The sequence below is a fragment of the Rhodoglobus sp. G.S.4 genome (assembly GCF_056619605.1).
Genome location: NZ_CM152748.1, coordinates 1,250,399 through 1,267,152 on the forward strand (window position 1 = coordinate 1,250,399; position 16,754 = coordinate 1,267,152).

Sequence of the window (16,754 nt, forward strand, 5' to 3'; positions counted from 1 at the left end):
CCCTAGAAGCTTCGTTCGTCTGACCATTCAACGATGGGCTTGTCATTCGACGCTCGTGCCGCATGCGCGGTTGCCGGTAGCGGCGGGAATGGTGCCACCGTCTCATCCGTATCGGCACCGACCTGGGCTTCAGGAACGGGAGAGGGCTCACATTGGCCACCATCCGCTTGAGCGGTTAATCTTCTGCGCATTGCGGGGCCTCGTGGTTCATCGTGGTGAAAAAAGGGGAGGGGTGCAGGGCCGTACTGGCCCTGCACCCCTCGATCAGTTCAAGCGACACTGGGGGAGGTCGGGATGAACTGCTTGTGCTAGTTCACCGAGCGGCGAGTGTTAAACCCGACCGCCAGTGAGCTTGCGAGCGAGGAAAACGATGATGGCGAGAACGGCCAACACAACGCCAACCCAGAGGAGGAAGTTCAGCGACTGAACTAGCCCACCGGTCAGGAGCAGGATGACGGCAACAACCGCCACGATAATAAGAAGCGTGTTCATGGGAATCGAACCTTTCGAAAGGAAATGCGGGTGGGTATTGCTAGGGATGACGCGGAACGTTAGTCCGTAACCGCGTCTTTGATGTTCTCGCCAGCCTTCTTCAGATCTGCCTTAGCCTGATCAGTCTTTCCCTCAGCAACAAGCTCCTCATTGTCGGTAGCTTTACCAGCAGCCTCTTTGGTTTTGCCCTTGAGGTCTTCAGCTGAGTTTTCGATCTTGTCTGATGCACTCATGATTGAGCTCCTACTCTTCTGGGGGATAAGCGGACACCGTCCGCGATTATTGGGGCATAAATAAACACCCAAAAGCTGAGAGTATTCTGGGGGATACCGGGGCGGCTTCACCCTAAAGGGTGAAGAATCGCTGAGTTCCGAAAAGCACGCCCTATCGTTGACGCATGAACGAAGTTCGAGTTGCCCTAGTCAACGACTACGAGGTCGTTGCACGCGGAGTTGTCGGCATGTTGCGCTCCTACCAGAATCGGATTCGCGTCGTCGAACTCGACCTCAACAAGCAAGTCAGCGAACACGTAGATATTGCCCTTTACGACACTTTCGCATCCACCCAAGGCGACCGTGCAGCGGTGCGGCAGCTGGCATCCAACCCCAACGTCGCCGCGGTAGTCGTCTATTCGTGGAACCTTGATCCGGCGCTCGTGAACACTGCGATTACCCATGGCGCGGGGGGATACATTTCGAAAGGCCTGCCAGCGGCCCTCCTCGTTGCCGCGCTCGAAGCAATTCGCAACGGGGGCGAGCGCGTTCATCTGGGCGAGACCGGCACCCCGATCGTCATCGGAGGTGACTGGCCGGGACGCGAAGAAGGCCTCACCGAGCGCGAAGCAGAAGTATTGGCCCTCATCACCCAGGGCCTCTCGAACGTAGAGATCGCGGAACGAACCCACCTCTCAATTAACTCAATCAAGACCTACATCCGAAGCTGCTACCGAAGCATCGGTGTCAACAGCAGAACGAACGCAGTGCTGTGGGGGATTGAGCACGGCTTTCGCCCCGATCGAATCAGAATCGAGCATCCGGAACCTGCACCCGGCGGTATTGAGATAGCGGCTCGCCCATGAGGTGGCCCACGCGTGGGAAGCGGCAAGAACTGGCCGGAAACACGCTCGAGCCGGTGAAGAAGACGGCATGGCGGATGAGATCCGAAATCACCCGATCGCGCATCTTGCAGGCAGCAAAAACCGCCCTCGCTGTCGGCATCGCGTGGACCATCGCGCCCTACCTTCCCGGGGTGGCAGACAACTACCCCTACTACGCACCGTTGGGTGCAATCGTGAGCATGTACCCCACGCTCATGGGCTCAATGAAGAACGCCATGCAAACCCTCGGAAGCCTCGCCGTCGCCATAGTGCTCGCTGGCGCGGTAATCATTTTCAGCTCACCGAGTGTTCTCACCATGTCACTCGCCGTCGGTGCCGGCGCCCTCATCGCCGCCACTGGCTGGTTCGGCGCCAACCGTGAATACATTCCCGTCACCGTGCTGTTCGTTCTCATCATCGGTGGGCCTGATGCTGACGACTATTCGATTGGATACCTCGAGCAGGTCAGCCTCGGCATTGTTGTTGGACTTCTCGTGAACGTTCTTATTTTCCCGGCGCTCAGCCAGAACGCCGTAGACCAACAACTCTCCAATTTTCGGCGAGTTCTATCCACCCATCTTTCCGAGATTTCCGACGCCCTAGCCGAAAGCTGGCCCCCAGAACGTGACGGATGGGCATCCGCAAAAGACATGCTCGTGAACGTCTCACGCGAGGTTCGTGAAGCAGTACTGCTCGCCGACGAAAGCCGCAAAGCTAACCCACGGGCCCGGCGGTATCGACGCGATTTACGTGCAGACTACGAGGACCTTGCTGCTCTAGAGAACGTGACTTTTCACGTTCGCGACATCACCGATGTGCTCACTGGGGCAGTGTGGGGCACCCCTATCAAAATCGAGCTTCGCCCCGAACTGCGTCCAGTGCTGAGTTCAGCGCTAGCCGCAGTATCGACGGTTCTGAGCGATTGGGGAACACCTGAGAAACGCGCGGCCTCCCATGCGGCTGCCACTGATGCCCTTGCGGCATTGACCGCGGAACTGGATGCCAGAAAAGACACAGCGACCGCCACGACGATGGGGGCATCAGCAGCAATCGCGATGGATATTGCGCGTATCCTCGCCGCTTTGGGCGCGCGAGTAGAACAAGCCGAGCGCGCGGAGCAGGCCGAGCAGCAACAAACGACTATTGAGCCTGACTAGTGTGCACTTGCGACGGTGACGTGGCACTCGCGCTGCCGTCGGCGTAGGAACACTACTCCTGTGGAACGCGCATCCGCAGCCCTGCCGGCTTGATGCGCGTCTTGAAAGCAATCGCCTTCCCGAAGCTGTCGCCGTCGAGTTCAATTTCTTCGGCCTTGGTCAGACGCACCGTCATCTGTTTCGCCTTCACGTAGTTCAACGCGCGCACATCCTTAGTGGTGAGGGCTTCGCCACCCTTAATGCGCCGAAGAACACCGTTTTCCCAGAAAACTTTGCCCATGATTTGCACCCAGCCGACAACCCCTTTGGGGCGCATCACCGCGACATCAAAGAACCCGTCATCCGGCGCTGCATCAGGGAGGAGAAGAACATTCGCTGTGAGCGAGCCACAGTTTCCAATGATGATGGTGTGGGCCCGAGCGCGGCGAGGTCGACCACCGTCGAGCCGAAACTTGAGCTGAAGCTCGCTCTCATCGGTGAGAGCCCTCACAATGGCGCCAACATAGGCCAGCCACCCAATCTTCTTCTTCAGCTCCTCATCAGTGTTGACCAACATTTTTGCATCAAGCCCAAGACCCGCCATAACCACAAATGCATGCTTAGATAGCTTCTCGTTCTCGTCCCGAATATCAATCAGCCCGATATCAACGAGACGCTCCTCGCCAGTGAACGCTGCGCGCACCGACCCTTCAATGTCATCGAGAGGGAGCTTGAGGTTGCGGGCAAAGAGGTTCCCCGTGCCCGACGGCATCAACGCCAAAGCGGCATCGCTGTCATGCACGACTTCGGCGACGGCACGTACTGTTCCGTCGCCGCCAGCGACAATAATTACGTCGGCCCCGGCATCCAGTGCCTCGTGGGTTGCACCCTGCCCAGGGTCTTCCTTGCTCGTAGAAAAGTACTGGGTAGCATTCCAGCCTGACGCTTCTTCCTGCACAGCAACGGCCGACTTGATCGCGTCAAGGTCAACCTTGATGGGGTTGTAAATTACGGCGGCAGTCAGCGAACGCGACGCGTTCTTGCTCGGCGTTGCAGGCATTAGTCGACCTCACTCTTTCTGGGCATCATCCGTTGGTTATCGATGCGGATCCGAAGGGATTCGGATGGGCCGAGTCGACAGTGAAATGACTCTAGCCGGTGAAGTCCGCCGGTGTTCTGTGTGTTTCCGTTTTGGCGAAAGAAAGTTTTAGCATTGCGTCATGGAGAAGAAATATCCGGAAGATGCGGCCACGGACCGTGCCCAACGTGTCCGTCGCTTCTGGCCGCTACTGAGTGGATTAGTGGCCCTGGGTTTGGTCGTGGCTTTGGGCGCGCTGATCGTCGTTCGTGACCACGGGATGCCCCTCGCCGTTGATACTTTCTGGATGACCGTGCTCTCCGATAACCGCAATCCGCTGTGGCAATCGGTGTCATTAGTCATGAACTATCTGGGAGCAGGCGTAGTTGCCAGTTTCATCGTGCCCGGGGCAATCATCATCGCGTTGCTTCTCATCAAGCGCCCCTGGGCCGCTTTGTACTTCACTATTGCCACGGTCATCACCGGCGGATCGGTGCAGCTTCTCAAGCATTTCTTTGCCCGAACGCGACCCGACACGATTCTCGTCACCGTCGACTTCGGGTCATTCCCCTCCGGACACGTCGCAAATGCCGCAGTGATGGCCCTCGTGCTTTCCATCCTCTTTCCCCGAGTGTGGGTATGGGTCGCGGCGAGTCTTTACACGGTTGTCATGATGCTCAGCCGCACCTACCTAGGGGCGCACTGGCTCACCGACACTGTGGGCGCGTTGCTCCTAGGAGTGGGGATTGCGATTGTTGTCGCAGCGCCGCTTGCCGCCAAAATTGACGGCGAGCGACGCATCCGAGGTGGCAGTGGCTCTCGTGACGATCGCAAACTACAGTCGAGCGAAACGCGCCCGGACGAAGCAATATAGGCCGTAGCCGATCAGGCCGATCGCAATGACAACCAGAAGGGCAACTCCAAAGGGAAGGGCCACCAGACTTGTCAGCGCACCATCAAGTCCGGTGGACTTGCTTGGGTCATGAGTGATCGCAGCAACAATGACCAATATTCCGGCGATCGCGATAGCGATTCCTTTGGCAACGTAGCCCGAAATTCCTAGGCCGAGCACAGCCTTCCGCATCGGCTCGCGAGGCAAAGATATGTCCTCAACGAACTTCTGGGTGACTCCTTTGCGAACGAAGTAGGCACCAACGCCCACGACTGCAGCTCCGATAATAGCCAACGCGACGACGCCAGCCGGAGACGACATCAGCATGGCGCTGAGGCTGCTCGTGCTGTTCGATGAACTCGTTGAGCCACCGAGGGCGAACGGTACTGCGGTTGCTCCCAGCGCGATGTACGTGAGTCCCTTGGCGGCTTCAGCGACCCGGCGTGCCCACTGACGCTTGGAATCCCCACCGGTCATCAAGAACGCCGAAATGAGCAACCAGAGTCCGAGAGCGAACATGCCGATGACAATCGACCAGAGCAGAAAGACCCCACCCGGTGTCGATGCAAGTTGTTGGAAGGCTCCCGACTGATCAGCATCAGTGCTTCCGCCATCCGTCGCTATCCCGATTGCGAGTGCACCGATGAGAATATGCACGAGACCATTGACCGCGAAACCCAGTCGGGCCAAAACCTGAAGAGCAGTACTATTCTTTGCGCTGCGGGCTGCGCCCGACACGGAAACTTCGTTCATGACGGATAGTGTAGATGAGCGCTCCGGCGGGATACTATCTCCTATGCAAAATTCAGAGTGGTCTAACGCACCCAGTGACCTGCTTCGCGTCGATACCGGGTTTCGGCTCGCAGAAGTAGACCCACAAGCAACTCCCGGAATCAACGCCTCTAAGAAGTCCGGCACCGCACTGCTCCGGAAAAATCGACGTGAGCTCGGAAAACTGCAGGGCAAACTCTTCGCCGACAGCACTGTGGGTGGCAAACGATCATTACTGATCGTGCTGCAAGGAATGGACTCCTCTGGCAAAGGCGGCATCGTTAAACATGCGCTTTCGGCAATGAACTCGTCTGGCGTCGTTGTGCACGGCTTTAAGGCACCAACTGACGAGGAACTCAAGCACGACTTCCTCTGGCGAATTCGCAAACACCTTCCCGAACCAGGAATGGTCAGTGTCTTCGACAGATCACACTACGAGGATGTTCTTGCCGCTCGAGTGCAGAACCTTGCGGACCCAGACACCATCGAAGCCCGCTACGACAAGATCATCGCCTTCGAGCAGGAGGCCATCGATAACGGCACAGTGATTATCAAAGTGATGCTCCAGATCAGTGAAAAACAGCAGAAGAAGCGCCTAGTTGCCCGACTTCACCGCAAGTCGAAGCTCTGGAAATATAACCCCAGTGACGTCGATGACCGCGAACGATGGACCGGACTTCAGGATGCCTACCAAATCGCGTTGGAACGGACATCCACGGATGAAGCACCCTGGTATGTGATTCCCGCCAACCACAAGTGGTACGCCCGACTGGCCGTGCAAGAAATCGTGATGAGCAAACTGAGGGAGTTGGAAATGAAGTGGCCGCGCCCCGATTACGACCTGAAAAAGGAACGCGGAAGGGTCGCCGGAGCATGAATACAATCACGAAGGGCTCCCGGTTTAAGACTAAGCTTTTCGTCGACGAACGCGCCGTAACTGCCGCGACGAAAAAGCGACTGTATATCGTCGCGACGGCACTGATCTCTATCGGGCTTATCAGTCTCCTGACTCTGTGGTGGTCGGTGCTTCAACCGGATGCGCTCACCGCCATGGACACTGGAGTACAGGAGTGGTTGGAAGACCGGCAGTCAGCGACAGCGACGGTGCTGATGATCGTCTTCACGGAGATGTTTGGGCCCATTGCCCTACCCATCATTGTGCTCGCAGTGACCGTCACATGGGGTGTGAAAGCCGAGCGCTGGTGGAGACCGTTCCTCTTGGCCGCTGGCACCCTCACCGGCGTCATAATCGTGCAGATCATCACGCGTGTTGTCGGTCGAAGCCGGCCACCTGAAGACCTCATGCTGTACGGCCCAGACATGACATTCTCGTTTCCGTCTGGCCACGTGCTCGGTGTCGCAGACTTCTTTCTCATCCTGACCTTCCTGATATTTTCCCGGCGCAGCAACCCCAAGCTCGCGGCAGTCTCGTATGTTGTGGCGGTGATACTGGTGATTGCCACCGCCCTCAGTCGCCTCTATTTGGGCTACCACTGGAGCAGCGATGTTCTTGCGTCAATGGCACTGTCGCTGGTTATTCTCGGCACAGTCATTGCTGTAGATACCTATCGAACGGCGCGAGTCGATTCAGGTGCGCAGCCGGTCGTCTCGAGGTAGCTACGTTTCCGGTCGCGACTTGGCTCCCGCCTGTGGACATTCGCAGCGGCATCCCAGCAGCCAGATCCACAATTGATGGATGACGCCAGCCGCCGGTTTTCCCCGATCACATCCCCGACCCAAGCCCATCAAGCCTCGCGCAGGTCAAGAGTCGGTGTGGGACTATCCGCGGCCTCCACGAGTGGAACGACGACACGAACGCATTGTTGTGCGGTTGGGCGGCCAAGTGATCGTCGACACTACGGATTCGGTGCGGGTGCTTGAGACGAGTCATCCACCCGTCTACTACGTGCCAATCGCTGCGTTTCCCGACGGCGTTCTGGTACCAGTAGCGGGCACAAGCTTCTGCGAGTTCAAAGGTGAAGCCCATTACTTCGATATTGTTTCCGGGGGAGTGGTTGCTGATCGAGCGGGATGGACCTACCCGGATCCGACCCGAGGATTCGAGGACTTGGCGACACGAGTAGCGCTCTACCCGAGCCAAATGGACTCCTGCGAAATCGACGGCGAACGAGTGAGCACTCAAGCCGGCGACTTCTACGGCGGGTGGATCACCTCTCGTATTGTCGGACCGTTTAAAGGTGGCCCGGGTACGTCAGGCTGGTAACAGCCGGCTGGTAAGGCCCGGCCATCGACGTGCGTAGAGGCTAGCTGCGACCCTGATTGCGGCGGCGGATCGCGCGCGGCGCACGACCGCTAAGGAATGACGCGCTCGAGTCGATAAGAAAGCCTTGGCTGAGAGCCTCGCGGCCAATCAGCATCCGAAAGCCCATATCGCTGCGGTCAGTCAGTGTCGTTTCGGCGGTGACTGTATGTCCAAAGAGCTCAACGTGAAGCAACACCACGATGCGGTCTTCGCTGTGACCGGATGAGCTGCGCACGGAACGGCGATCGTGGACTTCACGCTCCACGACAACAGCATCATCATCAGATTTTTGCCACGGCATTACGCGGAACCGCACCCAGTTGGCGCCGTCCTTGCCAACGTATTCTTCGATGTCAGACGCATGAATGGCCGAGCTATGCGCCCCAGTGTCGAGTTTGGCTTTAATCCACGAAACGCCGATTTCTGGGAGGGCAACCCACTCGCGCCAACCGGCGACCGTGCTTGAATGGGTAGGTTCTATCACCCCCTTATCTTGGCAGGTCATCTGATGAAACTCGCTATTCTCTCGCGTGCGCCGCACGCTTATTCCACTCAGCGTCTTCGTGCGGCCGCCGAGCAACGCGGGCATCAGATCAAAGTGCTCAACACCCTTCGGTTCGCAATCGATCTCACGGGGGACGAACCCGACCTGCAATATCGCGGCAAATTGCTTTCGGACTATGACGCCATCCTGCCCCGCATCGGCAACTCCATCACCTACTTCGGCACGGCTGTTGTTCGCCAGTTTGAACAAATGGATGTCTACACGCCGAACACTTCGAGCGGCATCACGAACTCGCGCGACAAGCTGCGTGCCACCCAGATTCTTTCGCGTCACGACATCGCGATGCCAGCGACGACCTTTGTGCACAACCGTGCAGATGTCGAGATGGCTATCGAGCGCGTCGGCGGCGCGCCCGTTGTCATCAAGCTGCTCGAGGGCACGCAGGGCATCGGTGTGATTCTGGCTCCCGATACGCAGGTCGCCAAGGCGATTATCGAGACATTGCACTCAACGAAACAGAACGTGCTGATTCAAAGTTTCATCTCTGAGAGTAAGGGCCGCGACATCCGTGCCCTCGTTGTTGGTGACCGTGTTGTTGCTGCGATGCGCCGGGTGGCTGTTGGCGACGAGTTCCGGTCGAATGTGCATCGCGGTGGCAACGTTGAAGCTGTCGAGCTCTCGCCTGAGTACCACCGTGCCGCAGTCAAGGCCGCCCAGATCATGGGATTGCGGGTTGCCGGCGTCGACATGCTCGAAGGTAAAGATGGGCCCCTGGTGATGGAGGTCAATTCGTCGCCAGGGCTTGAGGGCATTGAGCGTGCGACCGGGTTGGATGTCGCGGGCGCGATCATTGACTACATCGCCAACCAGGTTGCGTTCCCTGAGATCGATGTTCGCCAACGTCTCAGCGTTTCTACGGGCTATGGCGTTGCTGAAATCGTTGTCGGCAGCGACGCGGATTTTGTCGGCAAGCAGCTCGGCGAATCTGGTCTCGGTGAGAAAGACATCACCGTGCTGACTCTGCACCGTGGCTCCAACGTTGTGCCGAACCCCCGCCGCAGCACTGTGCTCGAGGCGAACGACCGCCTGCTCTGCTTCGGCAAGCTCGAGGAGATGCGTGCCATGATCCCAGCACGTCGTCGCCGTCGCGCGAAGGTGCGCAAGCTTCCGCCGCAGCCGATCACCGAGGACTAGACCCCGCTAACACCGAGGAGCGGCGCTGACACTTTAGTGTGCAGTGCCAGCGCCGCCATCCGTTCGCTGGAGCGCCTTAGCCCTTGATGGCTTCGGCCCAGCTCACCCGGCTGCCGACCTTCAGTAGCGAGTTGTTGTAGATGCGGGCGCCGAGGAGCACTGCGAGGCCCGTGGTGATGAGCAGCAGAACGAGGGAGATCAGTGGCTCCCACCATTCGGCCGTTCCGAGGAACATTCGCATGGGCATTCCGACAGGTGCCGAGAATGGAATATACGACATGATCGCTAGGATCTTTGGGTCATCGTTGAAGAAGATGATCGCAAAGTAGGGGAGCATGATCAGCATCGTGACCGGTGTCATGGCTGAACCAAGATCCTCTTGACGGGACACCATCGCGCCCACCGCAGCAAACAGCGCGGCGAGGAGTATGAAACCGATGATGAAGAATCCCACGAACCACAGCAGCGGTGCGCCGAGGAGCGACAAGAGTTCACCCTGACCGGTCACCGACAGGCCGACGATCGCGAGCACCGCAATCGCAATAATTTGGGCGAACGCCAACAGCGAGTTGCCGATCACTTTGCCGGCCATCAACGCCGAGACGGGCACCGCCGACATCAAGATTTCAACGATTCGAGTTTGCTTCTCCTCAACAACGCTCTGCGCAATCATCGGGCCAAAGGTCATGCCGGAGATGAAGAAGATGATTCCGAAACCTAGAGCCGCAATGTAGCTGAGCGGGCTCGTTTCACCGTCGGGGTCAAGAAGAACAACCTCGGGGGAGACACTCAACATCTGAACCAGCAGAGATGGCGCTTCTGTGTTGGCGATGATGGTTGCAGGAGCGCCCGAGCCTTCCTTGGAGGGCAGTACCGCCGCATCCACAGTTCCATCGCTCACGAGAGCTTCTGCCTCCGCGCGATCGTCGACAGTGGTGACCTCAACACCTGGCAGCGCAGACAACTCTGAGGACAGCGAACCGATCGTGGCAACGCTCGTCGTCCCCGCGGTCTGCGAGAAGATTCCTCCCGCAATCACACCGCCAAGAACGAGGAGCAGCAGGATGCCGGTAGTGATGAGGAAACTCTTTGAACGAAGGCGGGTAGTGATTTCACGCTCGGCGACGAGAACAACCGATTGAAGGTAGCGAGGGGACTGGCGTGCTGCGGTAGCGGAGTTCATTAGATAACCTCTCGGAAGATTTGGGCGAGGGATGCGCGCTGAGGGGCGAACGAGGTGACGTCGCCATCGGCGAGGGCGTGACGGAGAACTCGCTGGGCGGTCGTGGTCTCTTCGGCATCGAACGTGGCGTAGCCGCTATCGAATTCAACGACCGTGACTCCGGGTTCGTTTCGCAACCATCCCAGATCGCCGGTCGTCACAATCTCGTAGCGTGGCGCCGAGTGCTGGGCACGGAGAGTGTCTCGCTCACCAGATGCGCGAATAGTGCCATCGGCAATAATCACGAGGTCGTCGCACAGCCGCTCAACGATCTCGAGCTGATGGGAGGAGAACAGTACTGATGCTCCGGATGCCGCACGCTGCTTGAGCGCCTCCACCACAGTATCGACGGCGAGAGGATCAAGCCCCGAGAAGGGTTCGTCGAGCACGAGTACCTCGGGATCATGCACGAGTGATGCGGCGATCTGGGCGCGCTGCTGGTTTCCGAGCGACAGGCTCTCGAGGGTGGAATCGCGACGCTCGCCGAGGCCAAGCTCTTCGAGCAGGCTGTCAGCATTTCGGCCCGCTAGGGTCGACGAGAGTCCATGCAGTCGAGCGAGGTAGACGAGTTGCTCCCGAACTTTCATCTTCGGGTAGAGTCCCCGCTCCTCAGGCATGTACCCAAATCGACGCCGTTGTTCTGCACCCAGTGGTTTGCCGTCGAGGTGGATCTCACCGGCATCCGAATCAAGAACACCCAGCAGGATGCGCATTGTCGTTGTCTTGCCGGCACCGTTGCCGCCGACGAAGCCCGTCATGCGCCCGTCGCGCACAGAAAAGGTCACGCCGTCGAGCGCTGGGCGCGCCCCAAAGCTTTTGGTGATGTTGTCGAGCTGGAGCACGAATACCGCCTTTGTTCGCAAAGAATCTCTCTGGGAACAACGGTATGGGCTGACGCGATCGACGGGATCAGCCTGCGGGTGGGTTCTTGCCTCCATCGCGTGGGGGAGACGGCCATGAGTTGCGAGCGGGCAGCGTTACGTCGAGTTCGGTCGCTCGGGCGCTGTGTTCGGCACAACGACGCCGTTTTCATAGGAGTACACGATGGCCTGGATACGGTCGCGAAGGTGGAGCTTCTGAAGAACCTTCGAAACGTGGGTCTTTACGGTCGCCTCGCCAAGAAAGAGTGCCGTCGCGATCTCAGAGTTGGAGAGGCCCTCCGCCACGAGCACGAGCACTTCATGTTCGCGCGCGGTTAGCTCGGCAGGAACAGTTGGCTCCGTCTGGCGGGGGAGCCGCTGATCGGTGAGACTCAGTCGTTCCAGCACGCGCCGGGTCACGGCGGGAGCCAGCAGCGCGTCGCCGCTCGCCAGCGTGCGCACGGCATCCGCAAGATCATCGGGAGACGAGTTTTTGAGCAAGAACCCGCTCGCTCCGGCGTCCAAAGCGTCGAAGAGCTGTGACTCGTTATCGAAGGTGGTGAGGATGAGAACCGCGACAGTGCTGTTGGGCTTCGCTACGATCATCCGGGTCGCATCGATGCCGTCGACTTCAGGCATTTGGATGTCCATGCAGATCACATCTGGCTGGAGTGTTTCGGCGAGTTCGACGGCTTCACGTCCATTGCGGGCTTCGCCAACAACCTCGAAGTCGGGTTGGGCACCAAGAATGATGCGGAAACCTGTGCGCACCAGTTCATGGTCATCGGCAAGCAGGATGCGGATCGGTTGAGCGGTCATGCGTGAGCCTCGGCTGCTGGTGCGCCCGCACCGATGTCAGCCTGCACCGGCAACTCAGCGCGCACGAGGAAGCCACCACGGGATCGGGGACGCAATTCGAGTGAGCCGCCCACAGCGTTCACGCGTTCGGCCATGCCAATCAATCCGAGACCCGTGGACGGTCGGCGGCTTGGTGTGCGCCCAGAATTGCCGACCTCAATCTCGACGGCGGTATCGCTCCAGCGCAGTCGAACATCGGCGTCTCCATTGGGGCCAGCATGTTTGCGGGCGTTGGTGAGTGCTTCTTGAGCCACTCGGTAGAGCGTGACGGATGTTGATGGGCTCAGGGGTTGAGCGTCGCCAAATTCTTCGAACCGTGTTGGCAGACCGGCGCTGCGTGTGGCTTCGATCAGCTCGACGATGCTGTGCACTCCGAGCGTTGAGGCAGCGGCGGTGTCAGTTTCGCGACTGTCAGCCTCCCGCAGTGTTCCCAATAGTCGATGCATCTCATCTATTGCTTGGCGAGACCCGGTCTCAACAGCACGCAACGATTCGGATGCGGCAGCAGGATCTTGAGTGAGCACGGTGCGCGCGGCGGCGGCCTGCACCCCCATGATCGAGACGTGGTGGGCAACAACGTCATGCAGCTCACGCGCAATACGCAGGCGCTCAATGGTTACGGCTTGGGCGGCAATCAGTTCGCGCTCTCTCACCAGCTCGACAGAACGTTGATGCAGCGCATGCCGTTCCAGTCGGGAGCGGTAGGCGCGTTCGCCGAAGTAGTAGGCGGCGCCGAAGTAGAGCACGTTGGTCAGAAATTGGATCACGAGGTACGCCAGCAACGGAGAGAATGCCCCGGCACGCGAGAATCCGCTCAGTGCATCGGGGTCGGTCGTGGTCTGAAAAATGGAAATCGATAGCCAAATGAACATGGCCGCAATGATGGCGATGCGGGTGATGGTGGCGACGCGACGTCGGTCTTCCCAAACGCCAACAGAGTAGAGCGCGATAAAGAGCGAAATATTGCAGAAGGTAACTTCGGGCACCTGAAGGGTCGCCCCCACCATGAAGACGGCGGCAACAACGATGACGACGGGCAACGCATGGTGGCGCCGAAACAGCAGGGGCAGCGTGATCGCTGCAGCCCACACCAGCGTGACCACCGAATCGGCAGGTTCGGAGAAGATGCCGGCGATGCGGGTGAGAACCGTGCTGAGCAGGGTGCCAGCGAGCATCCCTACCGCGAGCACAACATCCCACCGGTTCACCCCGGGCGTTGCGCGGTGGCGCACATCACTGCGGGTATCAACCATGCACTTAGGTTACTCGGCGCGGGGAGGTTGCTCGCGTTGCTGTGATTTTTCGGCGTGCGCTGGGGTGAAGCCGCCAACTAGGCGGCGACCGCCGTATCACCGTGAACTCGAGTGTGCTCGCCAACACCCTCGATGTGCGCGAAGTGACCTGCACGTGCCGTCACTTGTTGCGTGGCGTGGGGGAGCGCTTCAGCAAACCAGGCATCGTCACTAGCGCTCACGAACACATCTCGTTCACCCCGAACTAGAGTGATGGGGCACCGGATGCTCAACCACTGTCGCTCGTCATAGCGGGACGCTGCCTCGGCGGCACGTACGAACGCCGTGGGCCGGATCTCTGAGGCCAGCGAGTCAATAACGGAGACATCGAGCGTCTGCCACTGTGCAAACAGCGGAGCGCTCAACGGCCCGAGAAGATGCATACGATGAAGACCGCGAATGAGGCTGTTGCCCGCTAGTCCCAGTGCCGAAAGGAAGCTCATGGCGCCGAGCATGCCCGCCAAAAACGGTAATCTCCGAAAATCTCGAATCGGATGCCGGAGCACGGCAAGCGCGCCGGGTCCGGTCGCTGAAATGGCGGTTACGCTGTGCGTGCGGTTGGGGTAACTCGCTGCAAGGGTAAGGGCGAGGTGTCCACCAAGCGAGTGGCCGATGGCGTCCCACGTGGCGAAGCCGAGCGTTTGCGCGACTTGCGCTAGTGCGTCGGCCATGTCGTCGACTGTTGCACCGGCAGGTAGTGTTCCGCTTTCGCCCCAGCCGGGGAGGTCAATTGCCACAACGTTCTGCAGTGGCTCGCCGGTTTCATGCGCGGCACGGATGAGTGGCAGCCAGGTTGTCCACGAGCCTGCTGCACCGTGAATGAGCAACGTCGCAGTCTTGGGGTGCGCAATCATGCTGGGGCTGGCGTGCACGACAACGTCGCCCAAATCGGTGGGAACGACAACGCGAGAGAAGTTTTCGGTGGCGGGGTCACAGGAATCGCTTGTGTTAAAGCGCGTGCTCAAGGATTGTCTCGTATTCACACTGGTTGTTCGTAGCCGCCGCAATTCGAGATTGCTCGGCAGTGCGAGCGCGGGGTCTTAGTGCAGAGCAGCGCGAGCGAGTTGCGCTACTGAACTATTTCGATCTGGGTGACTTTCGTAGCGTTGTCTATCGATCCCAGATCGAGAACGTTGGTAAAGCCTGCGTTGGTCATCATCGCTACGGCTTGTCCTGAGCGGTTGCCTGATTTGCAGTAGACCGCATAGTCGGCGTCGGGATCGAGGCTGGGGAGCGTGTCGGCGAACTGGCCACCGCTCAGGTCGAGAAGATTTGCCCCGTCAAGGTGACCTCCCGCGAATTCTCCCGGCGTGCGCACGTCAATGATGATGGTGTCGGAACTGAGTTCGATCGTTTCGACGGGTGCCGAACATGCAGCCAGCGAGGCCAACACGATGAGCGAGCCGGCGAGGGCTGCGAGAGGGCGGATCATTTTTCTCCTAGTGAACAATTAGTTGTGGGGTTGCGTATTCGCGAAAGGCTGTTGCGAACCGGCTAGCAGTGACAGCGGTCGCGCTCGGCGACATCGGCGAGGGCATCCTCGATGTGTTCTCCGCAACCAGCCCACGTGGGTTTGCTGCAGTTCTGGCAAGTAACTTGTGCGCACATATGAACTCCTAACGGCCGAAGAGGCGAGCGAAGAAGCTGCCCTTGTTGGCTTTGGCGGCGTCAATTTCCGAGGCCGAGTGTTTGCCATTGCACCAGTTGGACGCAGGCACGCTGCGCTTCACTGACGGGATGTGTTCTCCGCATCCGGCCCACGTTGTTTTGCCGCATACCCGGCACGTGACTGCTCTGCACATAACTCTGCTTTCGTTTGACTGACTATACGAACTTATACCCTAGGGGGTATGCTGAGAACTATACCCCATGGGGTATTGCAACTGTCAAATCATGTCCGAGAAATGAGAAAATGATGGCCTCTGAGGTCTCCGCATCCTTGCCCGTCACTGACGCCGAAGCTCAAAAGAAGATCCTGAACCGGTTGCGGCGCGCGCAGGGTCAGCTGGGCGCACTCATCACGACAGTGGAAACCGGCGCAGGTTGTGCGGACGTGATCTATCAGCTTTCCGCGGTCTCCAAAGCGCTCGACCGAGCTGGTTTCCTCGTTATTTCCGGAGCGATGAAAGAGTGCTTGGCAAACCCGGGTGCCGAGGGATCACCCCAGCCTGACGAGATCGAGAAACTATTTCTTTCGCTCGCCTAATCGCTGATTAACCCGCGATAACAATGCACTGCCGGCAGATCAGGCGCTCAATGCACGCGCTGATTTAGGAAGTAGCCGCAGATAGCAGCAGCCGGGCGAGCTCCAACATCCGCTCGCTGAGCGCCGTACTCAAGATTGCCAACACCAAAACGTTCAGCACGACGCTGCCCCAGAATGCTTGGCGGTAGCTCGGTTTTTGGTTCTTGTGGCGTAGGCGTTGCTGAGCGACGAGTGCGCCGGGCCAGCCGCCGAATAATCCTAAACCGAGGAGCGTACTCTCGCTCACTCGCCACTGCTTTGTTTGAGCCGCACTCTTATCGGTCGCATAGACGATATAGGTGATGATGCTCATCAGTAAGTAGAGAGCCGCAAATAACCACGGGAGAGCGCCAATCGCTGTCACGATGCCGATTGCTAGCGCGAAAGTCACCAGCACAACCCAGCTCATCGTGCCGGCTTTGCGTTTGCGTGTGCGGATCGGGCGTCCAGACGCCGAAAGATAGCGGATGTTGCTTGCCCGAATTTTGTCGTCGGTTGTGCGTTCCACCGTGCAACTGACTCGCTCACCGAGTGTGGGCCGAGTATCGCGCGGTGGGAACGCGGAGATGTGGGCAAAAATTCGCTCACCGCCGTCGAGGGTCACAAATCCGAAGCCGCGTTCGTCGTTCCACGAGGCTAAAACGCCGTCACTTCGTGTGTTTCGCGAACCCATACTCTGAGGGTATCCCGCGCGTGGGGGTAGTGCGGTTACGGCGTGCCCGCCGATTCTGTCCATCCAGTCGCGCGGGGAAAAATACTCATACACTGGTCCCACAAGCTCCTCGACGAGCGCGACTTCATTGCACGGTTTACCTAGCACAATTCATCGCGATCAGAGACAGGAAATCTC

21 protein-coding genes are annotated in these 16,754 nt (G+C 58.9%); 8 read left to right on the forward strand and 13 right to left on the reverse strand.

Annotated elements, in window-relative coordinates; translation table 11 throughout:
* Positions 1 to 2: 2 nt before the first annotated feature.
* From AC061P_RS06045 to AC061P_RS06055, 3 genes are all read right to left on the reverse strand, one after another.
* Entirely contained in the window at positions 3 to 191 is a 189-nt protein-coding gene (locus AC061P_RS06045; RefSeq protein ID WP_480392069.1) for a hypothetical protein, read from the reverse strand.
* Between the two features lie 139 nt (positions 192 to 330).
* Positions 331 to 492, reverse strand: coding sequence for a hypothetical protein (locus AC061P_RS06050; protein ID WP_449646510.1), 162 nt, complete (start codon positions 490 to 492; stop codon positions 331 to 333).
* A gap of 59 nt (positions 493 to 551) precedes the next feature.
* Positions 552 to 725 (reverse strand): CsbD family protein, encoded by a 174-nt coding sequence (locus AC061P_RS06055; RefSeq protein ID WP_449646511.1) that lies wholly within the window; start codon positions 723 to 725, stop codon positions 552 to 554.
* Between the two features lie 164 nt (positions 726 to 889).
* Here AC061P_RS06055 and AC061P_RS06060 point away from each other — a divergent pair, with 164 nt between their 5' ends.
* Positions 890 to 1,570, forward strand: coding sequence for a response regulator transcription factor (locus tag AC061P_RS06060; protein ID WP_449646512.1), 681 nt, complete (start codon positions 890 to 892; stop codon positions 1,568 to 1,570).
* The gene (locus tag AC061P_RS06065) at positions 1,567 to 2,745 is read left to right on the forward strand and encodes an FUSC family protein (RefSeq protein WP_449646513.1); all 1,179 of its coding nucleotides are present in this window, start codon (positions 1,567 to 1,569) and stop codon (positions 2,743 to 2,745) included. Before AC061P_RS06060 ends, AC061P_RS06065 begins: the two co-directional genes overlap by 4 nt.
* Before the next feature lie 52 nt (positions 2,746 to 2,797).
* Here the strand turns inward: AC061P_RS06065 and AC061P_RS06070 are convergent, their stop codons facing one another.
* On the reverse strand, positions 2,798 to 3,784 hold the full coding sequence (locus tag AC061P_RS06070) for a diacylglycerol/lipid kinase family protein (RefSeq protein ID WP_449646514.1): 987 nt from the start codon (positions 3,782 to 3,784) through the stop codon (positions 2,798 to 2,800).
* A 160-nt stretch (positions 3,785 to 3,944) separates the two neighbouring features.
* On the opposite strand from AC061P_RS06070, the gene AC061P_RS06075 reads away from it, so the two are divergent.
* Positions 3,945 to 4,676 (forward strand): phosphatase PAP2 family protein, encoded by a 732-nt coding sequence (locus tag AC061P_RS06075; RefSeq protein ID WP_480392070.1) that lies wholly within the window; start codon positions 3,945 to 3,947, stop codon positions 4,674 to 4,676.
* Here the strand turns inward: AC061P_RS06075 and AC061P_RS06080 are convergent.
* Entirely contained in the window at positions 4,638 to 5,447 is an 810-nt protein-coding gene (locus tag AC061P_RS06080; RefSeq protein ID WP_449646516.1) for a DUF1206 domain-containing protein, read from the reverse strand. The two genes, AC061P_RS06075 and AC061P_RS06080, sit on opposite strands and share 39 nt — an antisense overlap.
* A gap of 43 nt (positions 5,448 to 5,490) precedes the next feature.
* Here AC061P_RS06080 and AC061P_RS06085 point away from each other — a divergent pair, with 43 nt between their 5' ends.
* The 3 genes from AC061P_RS06085 (at position 5,491) to AC061P_RS06095 (ending at position 7,689) form a co-directional block, all read left to right on the forward strand.
* On the forward strand, positions 5,491 to 6,342 hold the full coding sequence (locus tag AC061P_RS06085; protein ID WP_449646517.1) for a PPK2 family polyphosphate kinase: 852 nt from the start codon (positions 5,491 to 5,493) through the stop codon (positions 6,340 to 6,342).
* The gene (locus AC061P_RS06090) at positions 6,339 to 7,082 is read left to right on the forward strand and encodes a phosphatase PAP2 family protein (RefSeq protein WP_480392071.1); all 744 of its coding nucleotides are present in this window, start codon (positions 6,339 to 6,341) and stop codon (positions 7,080 to 7,082) included. Before AC061P_RS06085 ends, AC061P_RS06090 begins: the two co-directional genes overlap by 4 nt.
* 79 nt (positions 7,083 to 7,161) lie before the next feature.
* A complete protein-coding gene (locus tag AC061P_RS06095; protein WP_480392072.1) occupies positions 7,162 to 7,689 on the forward strand; it encodes a DUF427 domain-containing protein in 528 nt (175 codons plus the stop codon).
* 40 nt (positions 7,690 to 7,729) lie between these two features.
* Here AC061P_RS06095 and AC061P_RS06100 read toward each other — a convergent pair whose 3' ends face one another.
* The gene (locus AC061P_RS06100; protein WP_449646520.1) at positions 7,730 to 8,233 is read right to left on the reverse strand and encodes an ATP-dependent zinc protease family protein; all 504 of its coding nucleotides are present in this window, start codon (positions 8,231 to 8,233) and stop codon (positions 7,730 to 7,732) included.
* 3 nt (positions 8,234 to 8,236) lie between these two features.
* On the opposite strand from AC061P_RS06100, the gene rimK reads away from it, so the two are divergent.
* Complete coding sequence (gene rimK, locus AC061P_RS06105) at positions 8,237 to 9,427, forward strand: 30S ribosomal protein S6--L-glutamate ligase (RefSeq protein WP_480392073.1); 1,191 nt, start codon at positions 8,237 to 8,239, stop codon at positions 9,425 to 9,427.
* Between the two features lie 76 nt (positions 9,428 to 9,503).
* Here rimK and AC061P_RS06110 read toward each other — a convergent pair whose 3' ends face one another.
* The 6 genes from AC061P_RS06110 to AC061P_RS06135 all read right to left on the reverse strand — a co-directional run bounded on the left by AC061P_RS06110 (position 9,504) and on the right by AC061P_RS06135 (position 15,091).
* Positions 9,504 to 10,610 carry an ABC transporter permease gene (locus AC061P_RS06110; RefSeq protein WP_480392074.1) on the reverse strand — a complete coding sequence of 369 codons (1,107 nt, stop codon included), beginning with the start codon at positions 10,608 to 10,610 and terminating at the stop codon, positions 9,504 to 9,506.
* Positions 10,610 to 11,491, reverse strand: coding sequence for an ABC transporter ATP-binding protein (locus AC061P_RS06115; RefSeq protein ID WP_480392075.1), 882 nt, complete (start codon positions 11,489 to 11,491; stop codon positions 10,610 to 10,612). The genes AC061P_RS06110 and AC061P_RS06115 overlap by 1 nt, the downstream gene beginning before the upstream one ends.
* Before the next feature lie 135 nt (positions 11,492 to 11,626).
* The gene (locus AC061P_RS06120) at positions 11,627 to 12,328 is read right to left on the reverse strand and encodes a response regulator (protein WP_480392076.1); all 702 of its coding nucleotides are present in this window, start codon (positions 12,326 to 12,328) and stop codon (positions 11,627 to 11,629) included.
* A complete protein-coding gene (locus tag AC061P_RS06125) occupies positions 12,325 to 13,620 on the reverse strand; it encodes a sensor histidine kinase (protein ID WP_480392077.1) in 1,296 nt (431 codons plus the stop codon). The genes AC061P_RS06120 and AC061P_RS06125 overlap by 4 nt, the downstream gene beginning before the upstream one ends.
* A gap of 77 nt (positions 13,621 to 13,697) precedes the next feature.
* Positions 13,698 to 14,624: an alpha/beta fold hydrolase gene (locus AC061P_RS06130; RefSeq protein WP_480392078.1), complete on the reverse strand. Its 927-nt coding sequence runs from the start codon at positions 14,622 to 14,624 to the stop codon at positions 13,698 to 13,700.
* Between the two features lie 104 nt (positions 14,625 to 14,728).
* Positions 14,729 to 15,091: a rhodanese-like domain-containing protein gene (locus AC061P_RS06135; protein WP_480392079.1), complete on the reverse strand. Its 363-nt coding sequence runs from the start codon at positions 15,089 to 15,091 to the stop codon at positions 14,729 to 14,731.
* 483 nt (positions 15,092 to 15,574) lie between these two features.
* Here AC061P_RS06135 and AC061P_RS06140 point away from each other — a divergent pair, with 483 nt between their 5' ends.
* Positions 15,575 to 15,865 (forward strand): metal-sensitive transcriptional regulator, encoded by a 291-nt coding sequence (locus AC061P_RS06140; protein WP_449648166.1) that lies wholly within the window; start codon positions 15,575 to 15,577, stop codon positions 15,863 to 15,865.
* 64 nt (positions 15,866 to 15,929) lie between these two features.
* Here the strand turns inward: AC061P_RS06140 and AC061P_RS06145 are convergent, their stop codons facing one another.
* Positions 15,930 to 16,577, reverse strand: coding sequence for a DUF1294 domain-containing protein (locus tag AC061P_RS06145; RefSeq protein WP_480392080.1), 648 nt, complete (start codon positions 16,575 to 16,577; stop codon positions 15,930 to 15,932).
* Positions 16,578 to 16,754: the final 177 nt, after the last annotated feature.